Origin of the sequence: Sulfitobacter faviae (assembly GCF_029870955.1) — a bacterium.
In the GTDB taxonomy this organism is placed as follows: Bacteria; Pseudomonadota; Alphaproteobacteria; order Rhodobacterales; family Rhodobacteraceae; genus Sulfitobacter; species Sulfitobacter faviae.
Map to the genome: position 1 here is coordinate 1,223,795 of NZ_PGFQ01000001.1, position 15,455 is coordinate 1,239,249.

Here is a 15,455-nt window from a genome sequence, read left to right on the forward strand (position 1 = left end):
CGCGGGGTTCACCACGATGCGGTGGGGCGACGACCCTTACCCCGATGAGACGACGCAGGTCATGGTGGCGGACGATCCGGGCGACCGGGGGCTGTTCTTTCGGGTGGCGCCGGTGTCTTTCCTCGGGTCTTCGCTGGTCTCGGGCCACGGCGGCTGCGACCCCTTCGAGGCCGCGGCGCTTGGCTCGGCGGTGCTCTACGGTCCCAAGGTGCGCAACTTCCTGCCCTCTTACGGGCGGCTCGCCACGGCAGGCGCGGCGCGGATCGTCAATGACGCGGGCGCGCTTGGCAATGCGGTGTCGCGCTTGATTGCGCCGGATCAGGCCGCCACCATGGCCCATGCGGGCTGGGACGTGATCAGCGAAGGGGCCGAACTGGCCGATAGGGTGATTGATATGGTGCAAGACCGGCTCGACGAAGAAATGGGAGCATCCGATGCGCGCGCCTGATTTCTGGCATCTGCCCCGCCCCGACTGGCGCGCACGGTTGTTGCAACCGCTGGGCGCGCTCTATGCCACGGCCACCGCGCGGCGGCTGGCGGGCGGCACGCCGCTGCGGTTGGGGGTGCCGGTGATCTGCGTCGGCAATATCAACGCAGGCGGCACCGGCAAGACGCCCACGGTGATGGCTGTGCTGCAATATCTGCTGGAGCGCGGCCATCGCCCGCATGTCGTCTCACGCGGCTATGGTGGCACGCTAGAGGGGCCAGTGCGGGTCGATCCCGTGCAGCACAGCGCCGAGGAGATCGGGGACGAGCCACTGCTGCTCGCCGCCTTTGCGGATGTCTGGGTCGCCCGGGATCGCGCAGCGGGCGCGCAGGCCGCCGAAGCTGCGGGGGCCACGCTGGTGGTGCTGGATGACGGTTTTCAGAACCCCGCGCTGGTGCAGGATCTGAGCATCGTCGTGGTAGACGCGGTCAAAGGGTTCGGCAACGGCCTGTGCTTGCCCGCCGGGCCGCTGCGTGAGCCTGTCGCGGCGGGGCTGGCGCGGGCCGATCTCTTGCTCTCTATCGGGGATGAGGCGGCCCAAGCGCGCTTTGCGAAACGACTGCCCAAGACAGACCTGCCGCACGCCCGCGCCGAACTCGCGCCGTTGCAAACCGGGATGGATTGGTCGGATTCCCAAGTCCTCGCCTTTGCAGGCATCGGCCATCCAGAGAAGTTTTTCGCCACGCTGCGCGGGCTGGGGGCGACGATCCTTCATGCCGAGGCGCTGGAGGATCACCAGCCGCTGACCTCGCGGCTGATGCTGCGGCTGGAGGCCGAGGCCGCGATGCGCGGCGCCCAGCTTGTCACCACCGAGAAAGACGCGGTGCGCCTGCCGATGGAGTTCCGTGCCAAGGTGCTGACCCTGCCGGTGCGCCTGTCCCTGCCCGAAGGCAACGCGCTGCATGCAGCGCTGGACAGGCTGCCACCGCCTTAGGCCTTGTTGTCATCGCCCAGTTTCGGCGCAGGCCGGTGCAGCGAAAGCTCGGCCCCCGAAAAGGTAAAGGGCGAGCGCAGCCCCGGCACACCGTCGAGTTCGATCTGCATGCCCCGCGCTACGACCTGCGGATCGGCCATGACATCGGCCATGTCGTTGATCGGCCCGGCAGGCACGCCATGCGCTTCGCAAGCGGCCAAAAGGTCGTCACGGCTGCGCAGCCGGGTCGCCCCGGTCAGGCGGCGGATCATCTCGGGCCGGTTGGCGACCCGGTCGGCGTTCTTGAGGTACTCCGGCGCGGTGGCCATGTCATCGAGCCCCAGCAATTGACACAGGCGCTGGTACTGCCCGTCATTGCCGGTGGCGATGATGAGATGGCCGTCGGAACACTCAAACACCTCATAGGGCGTCAGGTTGGGGTGGGCGTTGCCCATCCGCGTCGGCGCCTTGCCGGTGGTGAGATAGTTCATCGCCTGATTGCCGGTGATCGCCACGGCGCAATCAAGCAGGGCCATGTCGATATGCTGGCCCACCCCGGTTTGGTGACGCTGATGAACGGCGGCCAGAATCGCGGTGCTGGCATAGACCCCGGTAAAGATATCGGTGATCGCCATGCCGGATTTCTGCGGCTGGCCGTCCGGCTCTCCGGTGATCGACATCAGGCCGGACATGCCTTGGATGATGAAATCATAACCCGCGCGATGGGCATAAGGCCCGGTATGGCCGAACCCCGTGATCGAACAATAGATCAGCTTCGGGAACTGCGCAGATAGGCTCGCATAGTCCAACCCGTATTTTGCCAATCCCCCGGTCTTGAAATTCTCGATCAGGATATCCGCATCGGCCAAAAGCTCTTTGACCTGCGCCTGACCTTCCTCAGTGCGGAAATCCACGGTGACCGAGGCTTTGCCCCGGTTGGTCGAGTGGAAATAGGAAGCGGTGACATCCTCCTCCCGGGTGACGAAGGGTGGCCCCCATTGGCGGGTGTCATCCCCCGCCGGGCTTTCCACTTTGATCACCTCGCATCCGAGGTCCGACAGTGTCTGACCGGCCCAAGGGCCAGCCAGAACACGCGCCAATTCGACGACTTTCAGTCCTGCAAGCGGTGCGGTCATTAGCCAGCCAGCGCTTCGTCGAGGATTTCCTTCATGTCGGCATAGGACATGTTGGAGTGTTTCTTGCCGTCAATGACAAAGCTCGGCGTGCTTGAGATGTCATCCTCTTTGGCGTTTGCGGTGTACCATGCCACCAGCGCCTCGGCCTTTCCGCCGTCTTTCAGGCATTCATCCAGCGTCTCGTTATCGAGCCCGGCCAGACGGCCAATCTTGCGCAGCTCATCGACGATGGCGGCAGGCTCGCCCGCGCGGGTCCATTCGCTTTGCGATTTGTAGATCAGGTCGGCGATGCCAAAGAACTTCTCCTGCCCGCCGCAGCGCGCCACCATGGAGGCCCAGAGACCGTAGCGGTCAAAGTAGACTTCGCGGTAGATGAACTTGACCTTGCCGCTGTCGATGTAATCGGCCTTCAGCTTTTTGAAGGTGTCGTTGTGGAAGGTCGCGCAATGCGGGCAGGTGAAAGAGGCGTATTCGACAACCGTCACCGGCGCGTTCTCATCGCCCAGGACCATCTCGGTGATGCCGGAGGTGTCGACTTCGCCCTCGGTCGTTTGCGCGTTCGCAGCGCCGACGAAGGGGGTCAGCGCAGTGCTGCCAAGGGGGCCGAGCCAAAGCTGCTCGCGGCGAACCAGCCGCCGACGCCGAGGGTGGCAAGACCGCCAAGGATTACGTTTCTGCGATTCATAGGATGTTCCTTCCGTTTGACCAGCTATCAGATCGTCAGCTTTGGTTCTTGTTCAATATGTTCTCGCCCAGACGTGCAAGGGCCTCGCGCAGCCCCTCATCGGCCACCGGCTTGGCGGCCTCGGCTGCTTTTTGTTGCAACGCGGGGTTGGGGCGGGGCTTCTCGCCCTTGGGCTTGTGATCGAAAGCGACGCGCCCTTCGGCAAATCCGGTCGCCGCCGTCTGGGTGATCCGCACCCGCGCGATGGCGTTGTAGCCGTAGACCGCGTTGACCCGCGCGCGCAGTTGCTCTTTCTGCATTTCCAGCATGGGCGCATTGGCCCCGGTGGTCAGCAGGGTCAGGGTGGCACCGATGCCTTCCTTGCGGCCATAGCTGATCTCGACAGGGCGCGAGATGGCGGCGGTCGCCTCGCCCGCGATCTCAGCCCAATGGGTCAGCAGACGCGATTGCGCAAAGCCGCGCGTCTCGCTCGCCTTGCGGATCTGTTGCGACAGCAGGCTGTTGGTGCGTTTGAACCCTTTTGTAGTCGTACGACGTGGCGGCATGGCTTTGTTTCCCGAATGTGCTGACATACATAACCATTTGCCCCAGCGTCACCAGCCCCTGCCCCGTCGAAAGGCCTAAACATTGCGTGAGAAAACCCGCGTCAGCGAGCTGCCGCCGATCCTGCTAGAGTGGTACGACACCCATGCCCGCGCCCTGCCATGGCGGGTGCCGCCGCAGGACCGGATCGCCGGAGTCATGCCCGACCCCTACCGCATCTGGCTGAGCGAGGTCATGTTGCAGCAGACCACCGTGGCCACGGTAAAGGATTACTTCGCACGGTTCACCGCCCGCTGGCCGGATGTGGCCGCCCTCGCCGCTGCCGAGGATGCCGATGTGATGGCCGAATGGGCCGGGCTTGGCTATTACGCCCGCGCCCGCAACCTGCTGAAATGCGCGCGGGTGGTGGTGGATGAGCATGGCGGCAATTTCCCCGCGGATCACGACGCGCTGCTGAAACTGCCGGGGATCGGGCCCTATACGGCGGCAGCGATTGCCTCCATCGCCTTCGATCTGCCCCATGCGGTGCTCGACGGCAATGTGGAGCGGGTGATGGCGCGGATCTATGACACCCACACGCCCCTGCCCGCCGCCAAGCCCGAGCTGATGGCCCGCGCCGCCGCCCTGACCCCGCGGCCCGGCCCGGCGACTATGCCCAAGCGGTGATGGATCTCGGCGCCACGATCTGCACCCCGAAATCCCCCGCCTGCGGCATTTGCCCTTGGCGCGATCCCTGCGCCGCGCGGGCGGAAGGCACGGCGGCGCTCTTGCCCAAGAAGACGCCGAAGAAACCGAAACCCATCCGTCACGGCACGGTCTATCTGGCAGAGCGCGAGGATGGCGCATGGCTGCTAGAGACGCGGCCCGAGAAGGGGCTGCTTGGCGGTATGCTCGGCTGGCCCGGCTCCGACTGGGTCGACACATCCGAGCCGCGGCCCGAAGGCATGCCGCCCTTGGCCGCCGATTGGCGCGCCCTGCCCGGCGAGGTGCGCCACACCTTCACCCATTTTCATCTGATGCTGACGGTACAGCACGCCCGGGTCGGCCATGACAGCCGCCCCGAAAACGGTGAATTCATCGGCCAGAACCAGTTCCGCCCCAGCGATCTGCCCACCGTCATGCGCAAAGCCTTCGACCTCGCGCGATAGCGCCGCGTCAGGCTTTGAGCCTCGGATAAACTGCGGTATATCTGGCGCGCAACTATGAGGTGCCCCATGGCCAACCGCATCATCGCCGCCCAAGACCTCGCCCGTCTGTCGCGCGCCCTGCCTTTCTGGATGTCCCTGCTGCTGATCCCGCTGGCGTGGTTCTGTGCGGCGCAGGGCGGCTGGACCATCGCACTGCTGCCGCTGGTGACATGGTATCTGTTTTCAATGCTCGACGCGGTGCTGGGGTTGAACCTCGACAACGCCGATCTGGAGGCGACGGAAGATGACCTTTATTGGTACCGCCTTGTCACCCTGCTCTGGACCCCGCTGCAATTCCTCACCGTCTTTGGCCTGATCTACTACGCCACACGCGCCGGGCATCTGGGCACGGCAGAGCGGATCTTTCTGTTCTTTGGCGTCGGCGTCATCACCGGCACCATCGGGATCAACTACAGCCATGAGCTGATGCACCAACGTAACAAGACCGAGCGGCGGCTGGCGGATATCCTGCTGGCCATGGTGCTATATTCGCATTTCCGGTCAGAGCATCTGCTGGTGCACCACCGCCATGTCGGCACCCCGCGCGACACGGTGACGGCGCGCTACAACGAAGGGTTTCATCGCTTCTACCCCCGCGTGCTGCGCGAGTCGCTCACCTCGGCCTTCCAAGCGGAAAAGAACATGCTGGCCCGAAAGGGGCTGCCTTGGACCGATCCGGGCAATCCCTTTTTCAAATACTGGGCGCTGCAAGCCACCTTTTTGCTGCTGGCGCTGATCTTGGGCGGTTGGAGCGGGCTGGGCCTGTTCCTTGTCCAAGCCGGGGTGGCGATCTGGCAATTGGAACTGGTCAATTACATCGAACACTACGGGCTGACGCGCAAACATCTGGGCGGCGGAAAATATGAACATGTCCAGCCGCGCCATTCGTGGAACGCGGCACATAAGGCCAGCAACTGGCTGCTGATCAACCTGCAACGCCATTCCGATCACCACTACAAACCCGACCGGCGCTTTCCGGTCTTGCAGACCTACGGCACGGGCGACGCGCCACAGCTTCCCTATGGCTATCCGGTGATGACCATGGCCGCCATGGTGCCGCCACTGTGGCGGCGCGTCATGAACCCGCGGGTGCGCAAATGGCGCGAGATGTATTACCCTGAGATCACCGATTGGAAAGCCTACAACAAGGCCAGCAATCCCCTGCCCCGGCTCTGAACACGGCAACGCAAAGTTAAACTTTGCCTGCCAGAAAAGCTGCGATTGTTACCAGTGGAGTGGTATTGATGCAGCACCAACAAACGCCCGCGCGGGCGGCCTATGATGGCACCTGTCTGATCGTCGAAGACAGTGAATTTGACAGAGAAAGGCTGCGCCGCGTTCTGGCCCGCGCCTATGGCGGGATGCAGGTCGAATTCGCCCCCAGCATCGAAGCCGCACGCCGGGCGCTCCGCGCCGGGGACAAGGCGCTGATCCTGCTCGACAACAACCTGCCCGATGGGCTGGGCGCAAATTTCGCGTTGGAACTGGCCTGTGATCATCGCCACGCTCAAACCCCCGTCATCATGCTCAGCGATTGGCCCTCTCCGATCATGTGGGAGAAAGCCGCCTCTGCCGGGGTGCTCTATGTGGTGAATAAATGCGACTTCGATGCCAGCTACCTCGCCGCTGCGCTGCGCGCGCTTCAGGGCCGCAACCGGCAGATGCATTAGGCCAGCCTCACAGAAAAAGCAGAACCAAAAAAACCCCGCCATTGGGCGGGGTCAAGGTAGGCACCCGTGTGCATGCCCCTCACGCAGAGGGGCCACGGGTGCCGGCGGTGTTCGATTATCCGGGGTGGATCAGTTCGCCATCTCGGCTCTGATCTGCTGACGCAGAATGTCGATGGGGACATTCTTGCCGTCTTTCTTGTAGCACCAATAGGTCCAGCCGTTGCAGCTGGGGGCTTTCTCATAGGCCGCGCCCACCTGATGGATCGACCCTTTGACATCGCTGCCGATCAGGGTGCCATCGGCGCGGACCTTGGCCTTGTGGCGGCCATTCATGGAATAGAGGTTCTCGCCCGGGCGCAGCATGCCACGCTCGACCAGCTGGCCGAAAGGCACACGCGGCTCGGCGCGTTTGGAGGTGGTGGTTTGCAGCGCTTCGTTGTCGAATTTGCGCACCATCGAGATCCGCTTTTCGGCAACCTTGCGATAGGCTTCCTCACGTTCGATCCCGATGAAATCGCGGCCCAGCATCTTGGCCACGGCGCCGGTGGTGCCAGTGCCGAAGAACGGGTCGAGGATCACGTCGCCGGGGTTGGTCGAGCCGACGAGGATGCGGTGCAGCAGGCTTTCGGGCTTCTGCGTCGGATGCGCTTTCTCGCCCGCCTCATCCTTCAGACGCTCATGGCCGGTGCAGATCGGCAGCACCCAATCGCTGCGCATCTGGATGCCTTCGTTCAGCGCCTTCAGCGCCTCATAGTTGAAGGTGTATTTGCTGTTCTCGCTCTTGCCGGCCCAGATCATCGTCTCATGGGCATTGGTAAAGCGCTTGCCACGGAAGTTCGGCATTGGGTTCGACTTGCGCCAGACCACGTCGTTAAGGATCCAGAAGCCCTGATCCTGAAGCGCGGCACCGACGCGAAAGATGTTGTGGTAGCTGCCGATCACCCAGATTGCGCCATCGGGCTTGAGCAGACGCCGCGCGGCTTTGAGCCATGCGCGGGTGAATTCGTCATAGGCTTTGAAGCTGGCGAATTGGTCCCATTCGTCATCAACTGCATCGACCTTGGAGTTGTCGGGGCGATGCAAATCACCTCGCAACTGCAAGTTGTAGGGTGGATCCGCGAAGATCAGATCCACCGATTCTGCTGGGAGGGCGTTCATTGCCTCAATGCAATCGCCCGCAACAATAGTGTTCAAGGGAAGCGCCGCGGCGCCCTTTGTCATCGTTTTCATATCTCTGCCTCATTACCCGGCGCTTAAGCGCTCATTGGTTGTGGATAAAATGAGCCATCAGAGAATCGTGGTCAATTTCTTTTTTGAATCAATCGGTTAACAAATTGGCTTGATACAAGATATTGTGTACCGGTTTGAACAAACGTCTATGGTGTGGGGTGACACCAAGATCCTGCAGGGCGGCGATGTGGCTTTTCGAGCCATAGCCCATATTGGTTTCCCAACCGTAACCCGGATGCTGTTGCGCCAAATCCACCATGAGGTTATCGCGCACGGTTTTCGCAACAATAGAAGCCGCCGAGATCGACAGACAGCGCGCATCGCCCTTCACCACAGGTTGCGCGGGCAGCGCCAAATCACGCGGAAGCATATTGCCGTCGATCAGCGCATAGTCCGCTTTGCAGGCCAAACCGGCCAAGGCGCGGGTCATGGCCAGATGGCTGGCACGCAAGATGTTGTGTTCCTCGATCTCTTCGACCGTGGCATGGGCCACGCAGACCACGGCGACCGACATGATCTCTTCATAAAGCTTTTCACGGGCGCGGGCGGTCAGTTTCTTGGAATCGTTCAGCCCCTCGGGGATCTGCCCTTCGGCAAAGACCACGGCGGCGGCAGTGACCGGCCCGGCCAGCGGGCCACGGCCCACTTCATCCACACCGGCGATGGTGCGAAAGCCGCGGGTCATCGCCCCGCGTTCGAGTTCATAGTCAGGTATCATGGGGCTGGTGAAACCGCATGCGCCCCTAAGGTGCAACAGAAAAGAGAAAGGGGAGGCGCCCGAACACCCCCCTTTCAAAACCCGAGCGACAGGGACGTGCCGCTCGGTCAAGGCACGCCGGATTTACCGACGCGCCAAGCTGTAACCCGAGTCGCGCAGACAGCGGGCGTCATAGCCGTAGCGCGCGCCCTCGGCGGTACTGACGCGTTTGGCGCAGTAGCGGGGCAGGCGATCGGCATAGGAGTAATTCTTTTCAAGGCAGGGCTCGCCAAACATCATGACCTTGCCCTCATCGCCCTCATAGCTGCGAAAACACTGCTGCGGCAGGAGCTTGCGGTCCACGCGCTCAGGCAGGGGGCGCACTTCGCGCTCAGGGTAAGTGGCACGGTCGCGCTCAGGGTAAGTGGCACGGTCGCGCTCAGGGCGGGTCCAGTCGCTGCTGCGGCGCGGCGCGGGCGCGGGTCAACATAGGGGCGCGGATGGGGCCGCTTGGAAACCGTGGGGTAATACCGGGGCGCCTCATAGACCGGCGCGGCACGGCGACGGGTCACGGTCTCACGCTCTTTGCGCTCTTTGTTGTTGTCGTAGATCATCTTGCCCACGATCGCGACACCCGCAATCGCGGCGAGCGTGCGCAGCACCTCTTTTTCATCGGCAGCAGCCGGGCGGGCGTCAAAGGCAGTGATGGCAACCGACAGGGCGGCGATGGTAGCAATGAACTTGCGGTACATGGGTCTGGTCCCTTCTCGTTATCGGCGCGTTTCGCTGCGCCCTTGATCCTCTGCGGCCATAACTCGGGGGCCGCGTATCGGTTCGTGTGTCTGTTGGTGCCACCAAACTGGGATGAGGGCCAAAGACAGGCAATAACAGGGGGGCGCTATCCAATAACAAGGCGCTCAAAACGCCTTGGTTATTGAATATCAGCGGGTGAAAGCGCATTAAAAACATATGAAAAACCCATGTCTCTCATTGCTGACCGCGCTGGCGGTCATTCTGGCCCTGCCCGCCGCGGCAACGGCTGGATGCTTTGCCGATTACAAGGCCAAGCAAGACAATCCGCTGCGCCTTCACTATGGGGTGGCGCAGATCTCCGGGGCCTGTGAGCCAGCCTCCGCCGAAACCGAACTCACGCCGCGTCTTGCAGCGGAGGGCTGGACATTGTTGAATGTGCTGTCTGTTTTCGGGGACGAAGGCTTGGATCAAAGGAAAGACAGTGCAGGAACATTCTACCTCCGCTTCTGACATGCGCAGATTTGGCGGGCGTTTCGTGATCGGTGGCATCGCCGCCGTGGTCGCCGTGCTTTTGGTCGGGGCGCTTGTGCTGCTCTGGGCGCTGCCGGATGCGAACGTCTTTAACGCCCGGGTCGAGCGGATCTTTATCGAGAACGACGATCTGACCACCCAGGCCGAGATCAAGCTGCTGGAAATCCTCGCCCAGTCCGGCACCGCCTTTTCCGAGACTTTGGCCAGCTACCGCATCGTGATCGTGGTGCTTTTGGTCTTTGCCAGCGCCATGCTGGTCGCGGCGATGGTGTTTCTGTTCATGCTGATCGGCTTCAACCGCCGCATGGCCCAGATTGAGCGGACGGGCATCCAGGTCAATTCCCTGCTGATCAGCCGGGAAGAGAATACCGTCTATCTCAACAACCTCGGCTTCAAACTGACGGCTGCTGCGATGGAGACGATGTCGGTCCTTGCCGAGGCGCGGATGGATGACGACGTGCTGTCGGGTTCCGAGATTGAAGGCATGATCTCGGGCCGCAGCCCTGCCGACTGTGATGAGGCCGCCGGTGCCACGCGGATCAAACGCCTGCGCGACACGCTTGGCAACCAGCTGGTGTCGGAACTGCTGGTCAAGAACATCGCCCGGCGCGGCTATATGCTGGCGATCAACAAGGACGTGATCAAGGTTCTTTAACCCCGGCAAAGCGCCGCCCTGCCCCGCCCGCGCACGGCTGGCCCTAGCCAATGCCCCGCAGGCACGTTAAATGGCGTCAAATTAAATTGGACAGACTGGAGTAATCAGATGGGTTATCGCGTCGCCGTCGTCGGTGCCACAGGCAATGTGGGCCGTGAAATGTTGAATATCCTTGCGGAGCGTCAGTTCCCCGTGGACGAGATCGTGGCTCTTGCCAGCCGCCGTTCGCTCGGGACTGAGATCACCTTCGGGGACAAGACCCTCAAGACCAAAGACCTCGACACTTTCGATTTCACCGGCTGGGACATGGCGCTTTTCGCCGTGGGCTCCGAGGCGACCAAGAAATACGCGCCCGCCGCTGCCAAAGCGGGCTGCGTGGTGATCGATAACTCTTCGCTCTACCGCTACGACAACGAAGTGCCGCTGATCGTGCCGGAGGTGAACCCCGAAGACGTGCACGGTTATTCCAAGAAGAACATCATCGCCAACCCCAACTGCTCCACCGCGCAGATGGTCGTGGCGCTGAAGCCGCTGCATGACCGCGCCAAGATCAAGCGCGTCGTGGTTAGCACCTACCAGTCGGTTTCCGGCTCGGGCAAAGAGGCCATCGACGAGCTCTGGGACCAGACCAAATCGGTCTACAACCCGACCGACAATTACGAGGCCAAGGTCTACCCCAAGCAGATCGCCTTTAACGTGATTCCGCATATCGACGTCTTCCTCGAAGACGGTTCGACCAAGGAAGAATGGAAGATGGTCGCCGAGACCAAGAAGATCGTCGATCCGTCGATCAAGGTCACCGCGACCTGCGTGCGCGTGCCGGTTTTCGTGGGCCATGCGGAATCGATCAACATCGAATTCGAAGACCACCTTGATGAAGCCGAAGCCCGCGACATCCTGCGCGAAGCGCCGGGCATCATGGTGATCGACAAGCGCGAAGACGGCGGCTACGTCACGCCGGTGGAATGCGTCGGCGATTTCGCCACCTTCATCAGCCGCATCCGTCAGGACAGCACCATCGACAACGGCATCAACCTGTGGTGCGTCAGCGACAACCTGCGCAAGGGTGCCGCCCTGAACGCCGTGCAGATCGCCGAGCTGCTGGGCCGCGAAGTGCTGAAAAAGGGCTGAGGTTCAGCCTTAGCATAGAAACAAGAAAGGGGGCCAATCGGCCCCCTTTTTCGTTCTACGATTCATCGACGGTCAGACCGGCTCAAACGCGCCCAATTCGGGCAAGTAATGCTCCAACCCGCCCTCGCCGATGTCGGTCCAAAGACCGTGCAACGACAACTCGTCCTTCTCGACCGCCTCTTTCAGCCATGGGAAGGTCATCAGGTTTTCCAGCGAGGTGACAACGGCGAGCTTCTCGAGCTGACGCTCCTGCTCGCGCTTGTCCTTGATGCTGGACACGGAATCGAAGGTCGGGCGCAGGATGTCCATCCAGCGGCCCACGAAACTGTCTTTCTTCTCAAGCTCCGGCGCCTCGCCCCGGCACATGGCGGCACAGCCCGCCACACCGCCGCAGCTGGAATGGCCCAACACGATCACATGCGCGACCTTCAGCGCCGTCACCGCATATTCGATCGCCGCCGAGGTGCCGTGCTGGTTGCCGTCGGGCTGGTAAGGCGGCACGAGGTTGGCGATGTTGCGGTGAATAAAGAACTCGCCCTGATCGGCCCCGAAGATCGAGGTCACATGCACCCGGCTGTCGCAGCAGGAAATTACCATGGCGCGTGGATGCTGCCCTTCGGAAGCAAGGCGGCGATACCACGACTGGTTCTCGGCATAGCCGGTCGCCTTCCACCCGTGATAGCGTTGCAACAGATACGACGGCAGAGCCTTGGCCTTGTCCATGTGTAAACGTCCCTAATGCGTGATGCGGTTTTAGCGCAGATAGCGCAAATGCCATACGAATTCGAGAGAAAAGGCACAATCATCGCAACCCTTTGCACACCTTCATGCGCCATATTGCCCTTAGGCCGTGGGGGCGATCGAAGGATGACTGGAATGCAACTTATGCAAATTCGCCCGACCGAACAGGTCTGCGTCGATCAAGAGCGGCTGGCGCTGCTCTACACACAACTGGGTGAGGTGGGAGCCGAAGATGTTCTCTGCCGCGCGATGGAGGAATTGGCCCTGCGCCTGTCCCATTGCAAAAGGCTCCATGAGGGCCAAGACCGCGCCGGGCTGCGCAAAAGCGTGCACCGCCTGATCGCCATCGCCGATCAAATCGGCATGGCGCTCGTCGCTCGGGTGGCGGCGGATGTGATGGCCTGTATCGACGCGGGGGATGAGACCGCCACCGCGGCCACGCTGTCGCGCCTGATCCGCAGCGGCGAACGGTCGCTGACCGCGATATGGGACCTGCCAGAGATCACGATCTGATCGCTTGCGGGTGGCGATGGAAAAGGTAGGCTGCGCGCAAATCCAGATTTGCAAAGGTTTGTCATGTCCGCCGAATTCGCCGCCCCCTCCGCCAATGCCCTGCCGCTTCATGTCTTGAGCGAGACCGCGCTTGAAGGCTGGCTTGCCGATCAGCCCGGCGCTGTGCAGGCATGGGTGAAGGCCAGCGGCTTTGCCGGCGGCCTTGGGCAAGCGCTTGTGGTGCCGGGGGCCGAGGGCGCGCCGGTGATGGCACTGGCGGGCTACGGGTCCGAGGCTGCCCGCCGCCGGGGCCGCTTTCACCTTGCCGCCGCTGCAGCCAAGCTTCCTGCCGGGGACTACCGGATCGAAAGCGGCCTGCCCGAGGATCAGGCGGCGACAGAGGCGCTTGGCTGGCTGCTGGCGGGCTATCGTTTCGACCGCTACCGCGACCAGTCCCCGCTGACCGCCCGCCTCGTCGCGCCCGAGGGGGTCGACGCCGAGCAGATCACCGCGCTGGCCACGGGTGAGATGCTGACCCGCAACCTGATCAACACACCCGCCTCCGACATGGGGCCGCCCGATCTTGAAGCCGCCGCGCGCAAACTGGCCGAGCGGCATGGGGCGCAGATCGAGGTAACCACCGGCGATGCCCTTCTGGAAAACAACCTGCCGATGATCCACACCGTGGGCCGCGCCGCCGACCGCGCGCCGCGGCTGATCGACATGACATGGGGCAACGCGGGGCCAAAGCTGACACTGGTGGGCAAGGGCGTCTGTTTCGACACTGGCGGGCTGAACCTGAAGCCCGGCGCCTCGATGGCACTGATGAAAAAGGACATGGGCGGGGCCGCCGCCGTGCTGGGGCTGGCGCATATGATCATGGCCACCGGCATGGAGGTGCAGCTTCGCGTGCTGATCCCGGCGGTTGAGAACTCCGTATCCGGCAATGCCTTCCGCCCCGGCGACATCCTGACTTCGCGCAAGGGGCTGACGGTTGAAATCAACAACACCGATGCCGAAGGGCGTCTGGTGCTGGCCGATGCGCTGGCGCTGGCGGATGAGGACAAGCCCGATCAGATCATCTCGATGGCGACGCTGACCGGGGCCGCCCGCGTGGCCGTGGGGCCGGACCTTGCGCCCTATTACAGTGACGACGCCGCCTTCGTCTCGGCTTTGGAAAGCGCCGCTGCCGGGTCTGCCGATCCGGTCTGGCGGATGCCATTCCATGATGCCTACGAGGCGCTGATCGAACCCGGCATCGCCGACCTCGACAACGCGCCCAAGGGCGGTTTTGCCGGGTCGATTACCGCCGCGCTCTTCCTGCGCCGCTTTGTGACCGACAGCAAATACGCGCATTTCGACATCTACGGCTGGCAACCTGCCGACGCCCCCGCCCGCCCGAAAGGCGGCACCGGCCAAGGCACCCGCGCGATCTATGCCGCCCTGCCTGCCTTGCTGAAATCATGAGCGACCCGCGTCTCACCCCAGACCCGGCGCTGGCGACCCAGAACCGCCCCGCGCAGGTGGCGGCGCCGGTGGCCGACCTCTGCCGACGCCCCGACGGGCCGCGCGACCGGCAGCTGCTGTTCGGCGAGCAGGTGACCGTGCTGCATGAGGCGTCGGGCTGGACCTATGTGAAGGCCGAGAAGGATGGCTATTGCGGGCATGTTCTGCAAAGCACCCTTGGCACCCCGCGCAGCGCCACCCACCGCGTCTGCGTGCCTGCCACCCATGCCTATCGCGACGCCGATCTGAAATCGCCGGACCTGCTGAGCCTCAGCTACGGTGCGCGCGTCACGGTCACGGCAGAGGCCAAAGATTTCGCCGAAACCCCGCAGGGGCACATTCCGCTGGGCCACCTTGCACCCGTCGAGAGCCGAGAGGCCGACCCCGCGCAGATCGCCGCGCTGTTCCTTGGCACGCCCTATCTCTGGGGCGGCAACAGCCGTTGGGGGATCGATTGTTCGGGCCTCGTCCAAGCGGCGCTGCTGGCCTGCGGCATCCCCTGCCCCGGTGACAGCGACCAGCAAGAGAAGACGGTGGGCGCCCCCGTCAGCGGCGCCTATCAGCGCAATGATCTGTTGTTCTGGAAAGGCCATGTCGCGCTGGTGGTGGATGGCGAGACGATGATCCACGCCAATGCCCACGCCATGGCCGTGAGCTATGAAAACATCGCCGAGGCCATCGCCCGGATCGAAGCGGGCGGTGACGGCCCGGTGACGGCCCATCGCCGCCCCGGCGTTTAATCTACTGCGCGGATCAGCTTGCGCTCCAACACGCGCAGCACGGCCTTCAGGTCATGGCCCCGGCGCAGCACCTGCCCGCCGGTGCCCACCACCGCATACATCCCCTGCCGGTTGCGCAGCTTGGGACGCTTTTCGATCCGGTAAAGCGGTATCTCAGCCGTGCGGCGAAAGACCGAAAAGACGGCCACGTCCTTAAGGTGCGAAATCCCGTAGTCACGCCACTCCCCCGCCGCGACCATACGCCCGTAGAGCGATAAGATCAGCGACAGTTCGGTGCGGTGAAAGGCGACCTGTTCGACAGGGCGCTCGAAAGCCGTGATCGGCGATGGGGGCTCTATGCTCATGGCTTTACAGTTGA

Annotated in this window: 19 protein-coding genes and 1 pseudogene; 11 read left to right on the forward strand and 9 right to left on the reverse strand. The window is 63.0% G+C overall.

All coding sequences use genetic code 11. The features are described 5' to 3' along the window. Positions 1 to 16: 16 nt before the first annotated feature. Positions 17 to 448 carry a 3-deoxy-D-manno-octulosonic acid transferase gene (locus CUR85_RS06320; protein ID WP_280322248.1) on the forward strand — a complete coding sequence of 144 codons (432 nt, stop codon included), beginning with the start codon at positions 17 to 19 and terminating at the stop codon, positions 446 to 448. Further along, on the forward strand, positions 435 to 1,421 hold the full coding sequence (gene lpxK / locus CUR85_RS06325; RefSeq protein ID WP_136720262.1) for a tetraacyldisaccharide 4'-kinase: 987 nt from the start codon (positions 435 to 437) through the stop codon (positions 1,419 to 1,421). Before CUR85_RS06320 ends, lpxK begins: the two co-directional genes overlap by 14 nt. On the opposite strand, the gene CUR85_RS06330 is transcribed toward lpxK, so the two are convergent. The 3 genes from CUR85_RS06330 to CUR85_RS06340 form a co-directional block, all read right to left on the reverse strand. Then, entirely contained in the window at positions 1,418 to 2,536 is a 1,119-nt protein-coding gene (locus tag CUR85_RS06330; protein ID WP_067263168.1) for a CaiB/BaiF CoA transferase family protein, read from the reverse strand. The genes lpxK and CUR85_RS06330 overlap by 4 nt on opposite strands. After that, positions 2,536 to 3,048, reverse strand: coding sequence for a DsbA family protein (locus CUR85_RS06335; protein ID WP_425520120.1), 513 nt, complete (start codon positions 3,046 to 3,048; stop codon positions 2,536 to 2,538). Before CUR85_RS06335 ends, CUR85_RS06330 begins: the two co-directional genes overlap by 1 nt. 208 nt (positions 3,049 to 3,256) lie before the next feature. Then, complete coding sequence (locus tag CUR85_RS06340; protein WP_067263163.1) at positions 3,257 to 3,766, reverse strand: DUF721 domain-containing protein; 510 nt, start codon at positions 3,764 to 3,766, stop codon at positions 3,257 to 3,259. 82 nt (positions 3,767 to 3,848) lie between these two features. Here CUR85_RS06340 and mutY point away from each other — a divergent pair. The 3 genes and pseudogenes from mutY (at position 3,849) to CUR85_RS06355 (ending at position 6,621) form a co-directional block, all read left to right on the forward strand. Beyond that, positions 3,849 to 4,912: pseudogene (gene mutY, locus CUR85_RS06345) on the forward strand (A/G-specific adenine glycosylase). A 66-nt stretch (positions 4,913 to 4,978) separates the two neighbouring features. Next, a complete protein-coding gene (locus CUR85_RS06350; RefSeq protein WP_136720260.1) occupies positions 4,979 to 6,127 on the forward strand; it encodes an alkane 1-monooxygenase in 1,149 nt (382 codons plus the stop codon). Between the two features lie 68 nt (positions 6,128 to 6,195). Continuing rightward, complete coding sequence (locus CUR85_RS06355; RefSeq protein ID WP_082852012.1) at positions 6,196 to 6,621, forward strand: response regulator; 426 nt, start codon at positions 6,196 to 6,198, stop codon at positions 6,619 to 6,621. Between the two features lie 129 nt (positions 6,622 to 6,750). Here CUR85_RS06355 and CUR85_RS06360 read toward each other — a convergent pair whose 3' ends face one another. From CUR85_RS06360 to CUR85_RS06375, 4 genes are all read right to left on the reverse strand, one after another. Further along, positions 6,751 to 7,851: a site-specific DNA-methyltransferase gene (locus CUR85_RS06360; RefSeq protein WP_136720258.1), complete on the reverse strand. Its 1,101-nt coding sequence runs from the start codon at positions 7,849 to 7,851 to the stop codon at positions 6,751 to 6,753. Positions 7,852 to 7,939: 88 nt separating this feature from the next. Continuing rightward, positions 7,940 to 8,569 carry a ribonuclease HII gene (locus CUR85_RS06365; protein WP_067265994.1) on the reverse strand — a complete coding sequence of 210 codons (630 nt, stop codon included), beginning with the start codon at positions 8,567 to 8,569 and terminating at the stop codon, positions 7,940 to 7,942. Between the two features lie 123 nt (positions 8,570 to 8,692). Next, the gene (locus CUR85_RS06370; protein ID WP_280322254.1) at positions 8,693 to 8,848 is read right to left on the reverse strand and encodes a hypothetical protein; all 156 of its coding nucleotides are present in this window, start codon (positions 8,846 to 8,848) and stop codon (positions 8,693 to 8,695) included. Next, positions 8,845 to 9,300: a hypothetical protein gene (locus CUR85_RS06375; protein WP_280322256.1), complete on the reverse strand. Its 456-nt coding sequence runs from the start codon at positions 9,298 to 9,300 to the stop codon at positions 8,845 to 8,847. The genes CUR85_RS06370 and CUR85_RS06375 overlap by 4 nt, the downstream gene beginning before the upstream one ends. 217 nt (positions 9,301 to 9,517) lie before the next feature. On the opposite strand from CUR85_RS06375, the gene CUR85_RS06380 reads away from it, so the two are divergent. From CUR85_RS06380 to CUR85_RS06390, 3 genes are all read left to right on the forward strand, one after another. Next, complete coding sequence (locus CUR85_RS06380; RefSeq protein WP_067265999.1) at positions 9,518 to 9,811, forward strand: hypothetical protein; 294 nt, start codon at positions 9,518 to 9,520, stop codon at positions 9,809 to 9,811. Between the two features lies 1 nt (position 9,812). Then, complete coding sequence (locus tag CUR85_RS06385) at positions 9,813 to 10,487, forward strand: winged helix-turn-helix domain-containing protein (RefSeq protein ID WP_082852096.1); 675 nt, start codon at positions 9,813 to 9,815, stop codon at positions 10,485 to 10,487. A 108-nt stretch (positions 10,488 to 10,595) separates the two neighbouring features. After that, positions 10,596 to 11,618: an aspartate-semialdehyde dehydrogenase gene (locus CUR85_RS06390; protein ID WP_067266005.1), complete on the forward strand. Its 1,023-nt coding sequence runs from the start codon at positions 10,596 to 10,598 to the stop codon at positions 11,616 to 11,618. A 72-nt stretch (positions 11,619 to 11,690) separates the two neighbouring features. On the opposite strand, the gene CUR85_RS06395 is transcribed toward CUR85_RS06390, so the two are convergent. Continuing rightward, positions 11,691 to 12,341, reverse strand: a complete 651-nt coding sequence (locus CUR85_RS06395; RefSeq protein WP_067266009.1) for a carbonic anhydrase — start codon at positions 12,339 to 12,341, stop codon at positions 11,691 to 11,693. A gap of 153 nt (positions 12,342 to 12,494) precedes the next feature. Between CUR85_RS06395 and CUR85_RS06400 the strand changes: the two genes are divergently transcribed. From CUR85_RS06400 to CUR85_RS06410, 3 genes are all read left to right on the forward strand, one after another. Continuing rightward, positions 12,495 to 12,872 (forward strand): hypothetical protein, encoded by a 378-nt coding sequence (locus CUR85_RS06400; protein ID WP_197470934.1) that lies wholly within the window; start codon positions 12,495 to 12,497, stop codon positions 12,870 to 12,872. 63 nt (positions 12,873 to 12,935) lie between these two features. Then, entirely contained in the window at positions 12,936 to 14,318 is a 1,383-nt protein-coding gene (locus tag CUR85_RS06405; protein WP_067266015.1) for a leucyl aminopeptidase family protein, read from the forward strand. After that, positions 14,315 to 15,097 carry a C40 family peptidase gene (locus CUR85_RS06410; protein WP_067266016.1) on the forward strand — a complete coding sequence of 261 codons (783 nt, stop codon included), beginning with the start codon at positions 14,315 to 14,317 and terminating at the stop codon, positions 15,095 to 15,097. The genes CUR85_RS06405 and CUR85_RS06410 overlap by 4 nt, the downstream gene beginning before the upstream one ends. Here CUR85_RS06410 and CUR85_RS06415 read toward each other — a convergent pair. After that, positions 15,094 to 15,441 (reverse strand): DUF2794 domain-containing protein, encoded by a 348-nt coding sequence (locus tag CUR85_RS06415; RefSeq protein ID WP_067266019.1) that lies wholly within the window; start codon positions 15,439 to 15,441, stop codon positions 15,094 to 15,096. The two genes, CUR85_RS06410 and CUR85_RS06415, sit on opposite strands and share 4 nt — an antisense overlap. Between the last annotated feature and the right edge of the window lie 14 nt (positions 15,442 to 15,455).

Excerpts from the sequence above, each read along its gene's own strand:
- CUR85_RS06400 (WP_197470934.1), top strand. The coding sequence starts at position 12,495 with ATGCAACTTATGCAAATTCGCCCGACCGAACAGGTCTGCGTCGATCAA.
- CUR85_RS06340 (WP_067263163.1), bottom strand. The coding sequence starts at position 3,766 with ATGCCGCCACGTCGTACGACTACAAAAGGGTTCAAACGCACCAACAGC.
- CUR85_RS06360 (WP_136720258.1), bottom strand. The coding sequence starts at position 7,851 with ATGAAAACGATGACAAAGGGCGCCGCGGCGCTTCCCTTGAACACTATT.
- CUR85_RS06410 (WP_067266016.1), top strand. The coding sequence starts at position 14,315 with ATGAGCGACCCGCGTCTCACCCCAGACCCGGCGCTGGCGACCCAGAAC.
- CUR85_RS06385 (WP_082852096.1), top strand. The coding sequence starts at position 9,813 with ATGCGCAGATTTGGCGGGCGTTTCGTGATCGGTGGCATCGCCGCCGTG.
- CUR85_RS06390 (WP_067266005.1), top strand. The coding sequence starts at position 10,596 with ATGGGTTATCGCGTCGCCGTCGTCGGTGCCACAGGCAATGTGGGCCGT.
- CUR85_RS06395 (WP_067266009.1), bottom strand. The coding sequence starts at position 12,341 with ATGGACAAGGCCAAGGCTCTGCCGTCGTATCTGTTGCAACGCTATCAC.
- CUR85_RS06415 (WP_067266019.1), bottom strand. The coding sequence starts at position 15,441 with ATGAGCATAGAGCCCCCATCGCCGATCACGGCTTTCGAGCGCCCTGTC.
- CUR85_RS06330 (WP_067263168.1), bottom strand. The coding sequence starts at position 2,536 with ATGACCGCACCGCTTGCAGGACTGAAAGTCGTCGAATTGGCGCGTGTT.
- CUR85_RS06350 (WP_136720260.1), top strand. The coding sequence starts at position 4,979 with ATGGCCAACCGCATCATCGCCGCCCAAGACCTCGCCCGTCTGTCGCGC.
- CUR85_RS06380 (WP_067265999.1), top strand. The coding sequence starts at position 9,518 with ATGAAAAACCCATGTCTCTCATTGCTGACCGCGCTGGCGGTCATTCTG.
- lpxK (WP_136720262.1), top strand. The coding sequence starts at position 435 with ATGCGCGCGCCTGATTTCTGGCATCTGCCCCGCCCCGACTGGCGCGCA.
- CUR85_RS06405 (WP_067266015.1), top strand. The coding sequence starts at position 12,936 with ATGTCCGCCGAATTCGCCGCCCCCTCCGCCAATGCCCTGCCGCTTCAT.
- CUR85_RS06355 (WP_082852012.1), top strand. The coding sequence starts at position 6,196 with ATGCAGCACCAACAAACGCCCGCGCGGGCGGCCTATGATGGCACCTGT.
- CUR85_RS06370 (WP_280322254.1), bottom strand. The coding sequence starts at position 8,848 with ATGATGTTTGGCGAGCCCTGCCTTGAAAAGAATTACTCCTATGCCGAT.
- CUR85_RS06320 (WP_280322248.1), top strand. The coding sequence starts at position 17 with ATGCGGTGGGGCGACGACCCTTACCCCGATGAGACGACGCAGGTCATG.
- CUR85_RS06365 (WP_067265994.1), bottom strand. The coding sequence starts at position 8,569 with ATGATACCTGACTATGAACTCGAACGCGGGGCGATGACCCGCGGCTTT.
- CUR85_RS06335 (WP_425520120.1), bottom strand. The coding sequence starts at position 3,048 with ATGGTCCTGGGCGATGAGAACGCGCCGGTGACGGTTGTCGAATACGCC.
- CUR85_RS06375 (WP_280322256.1), bottom strand. The coding sequence starts at position 9,300 with ATGTACCGCAAGTTCATTGCTACCATCGCCGCCCTGTCGGTTGCCATC.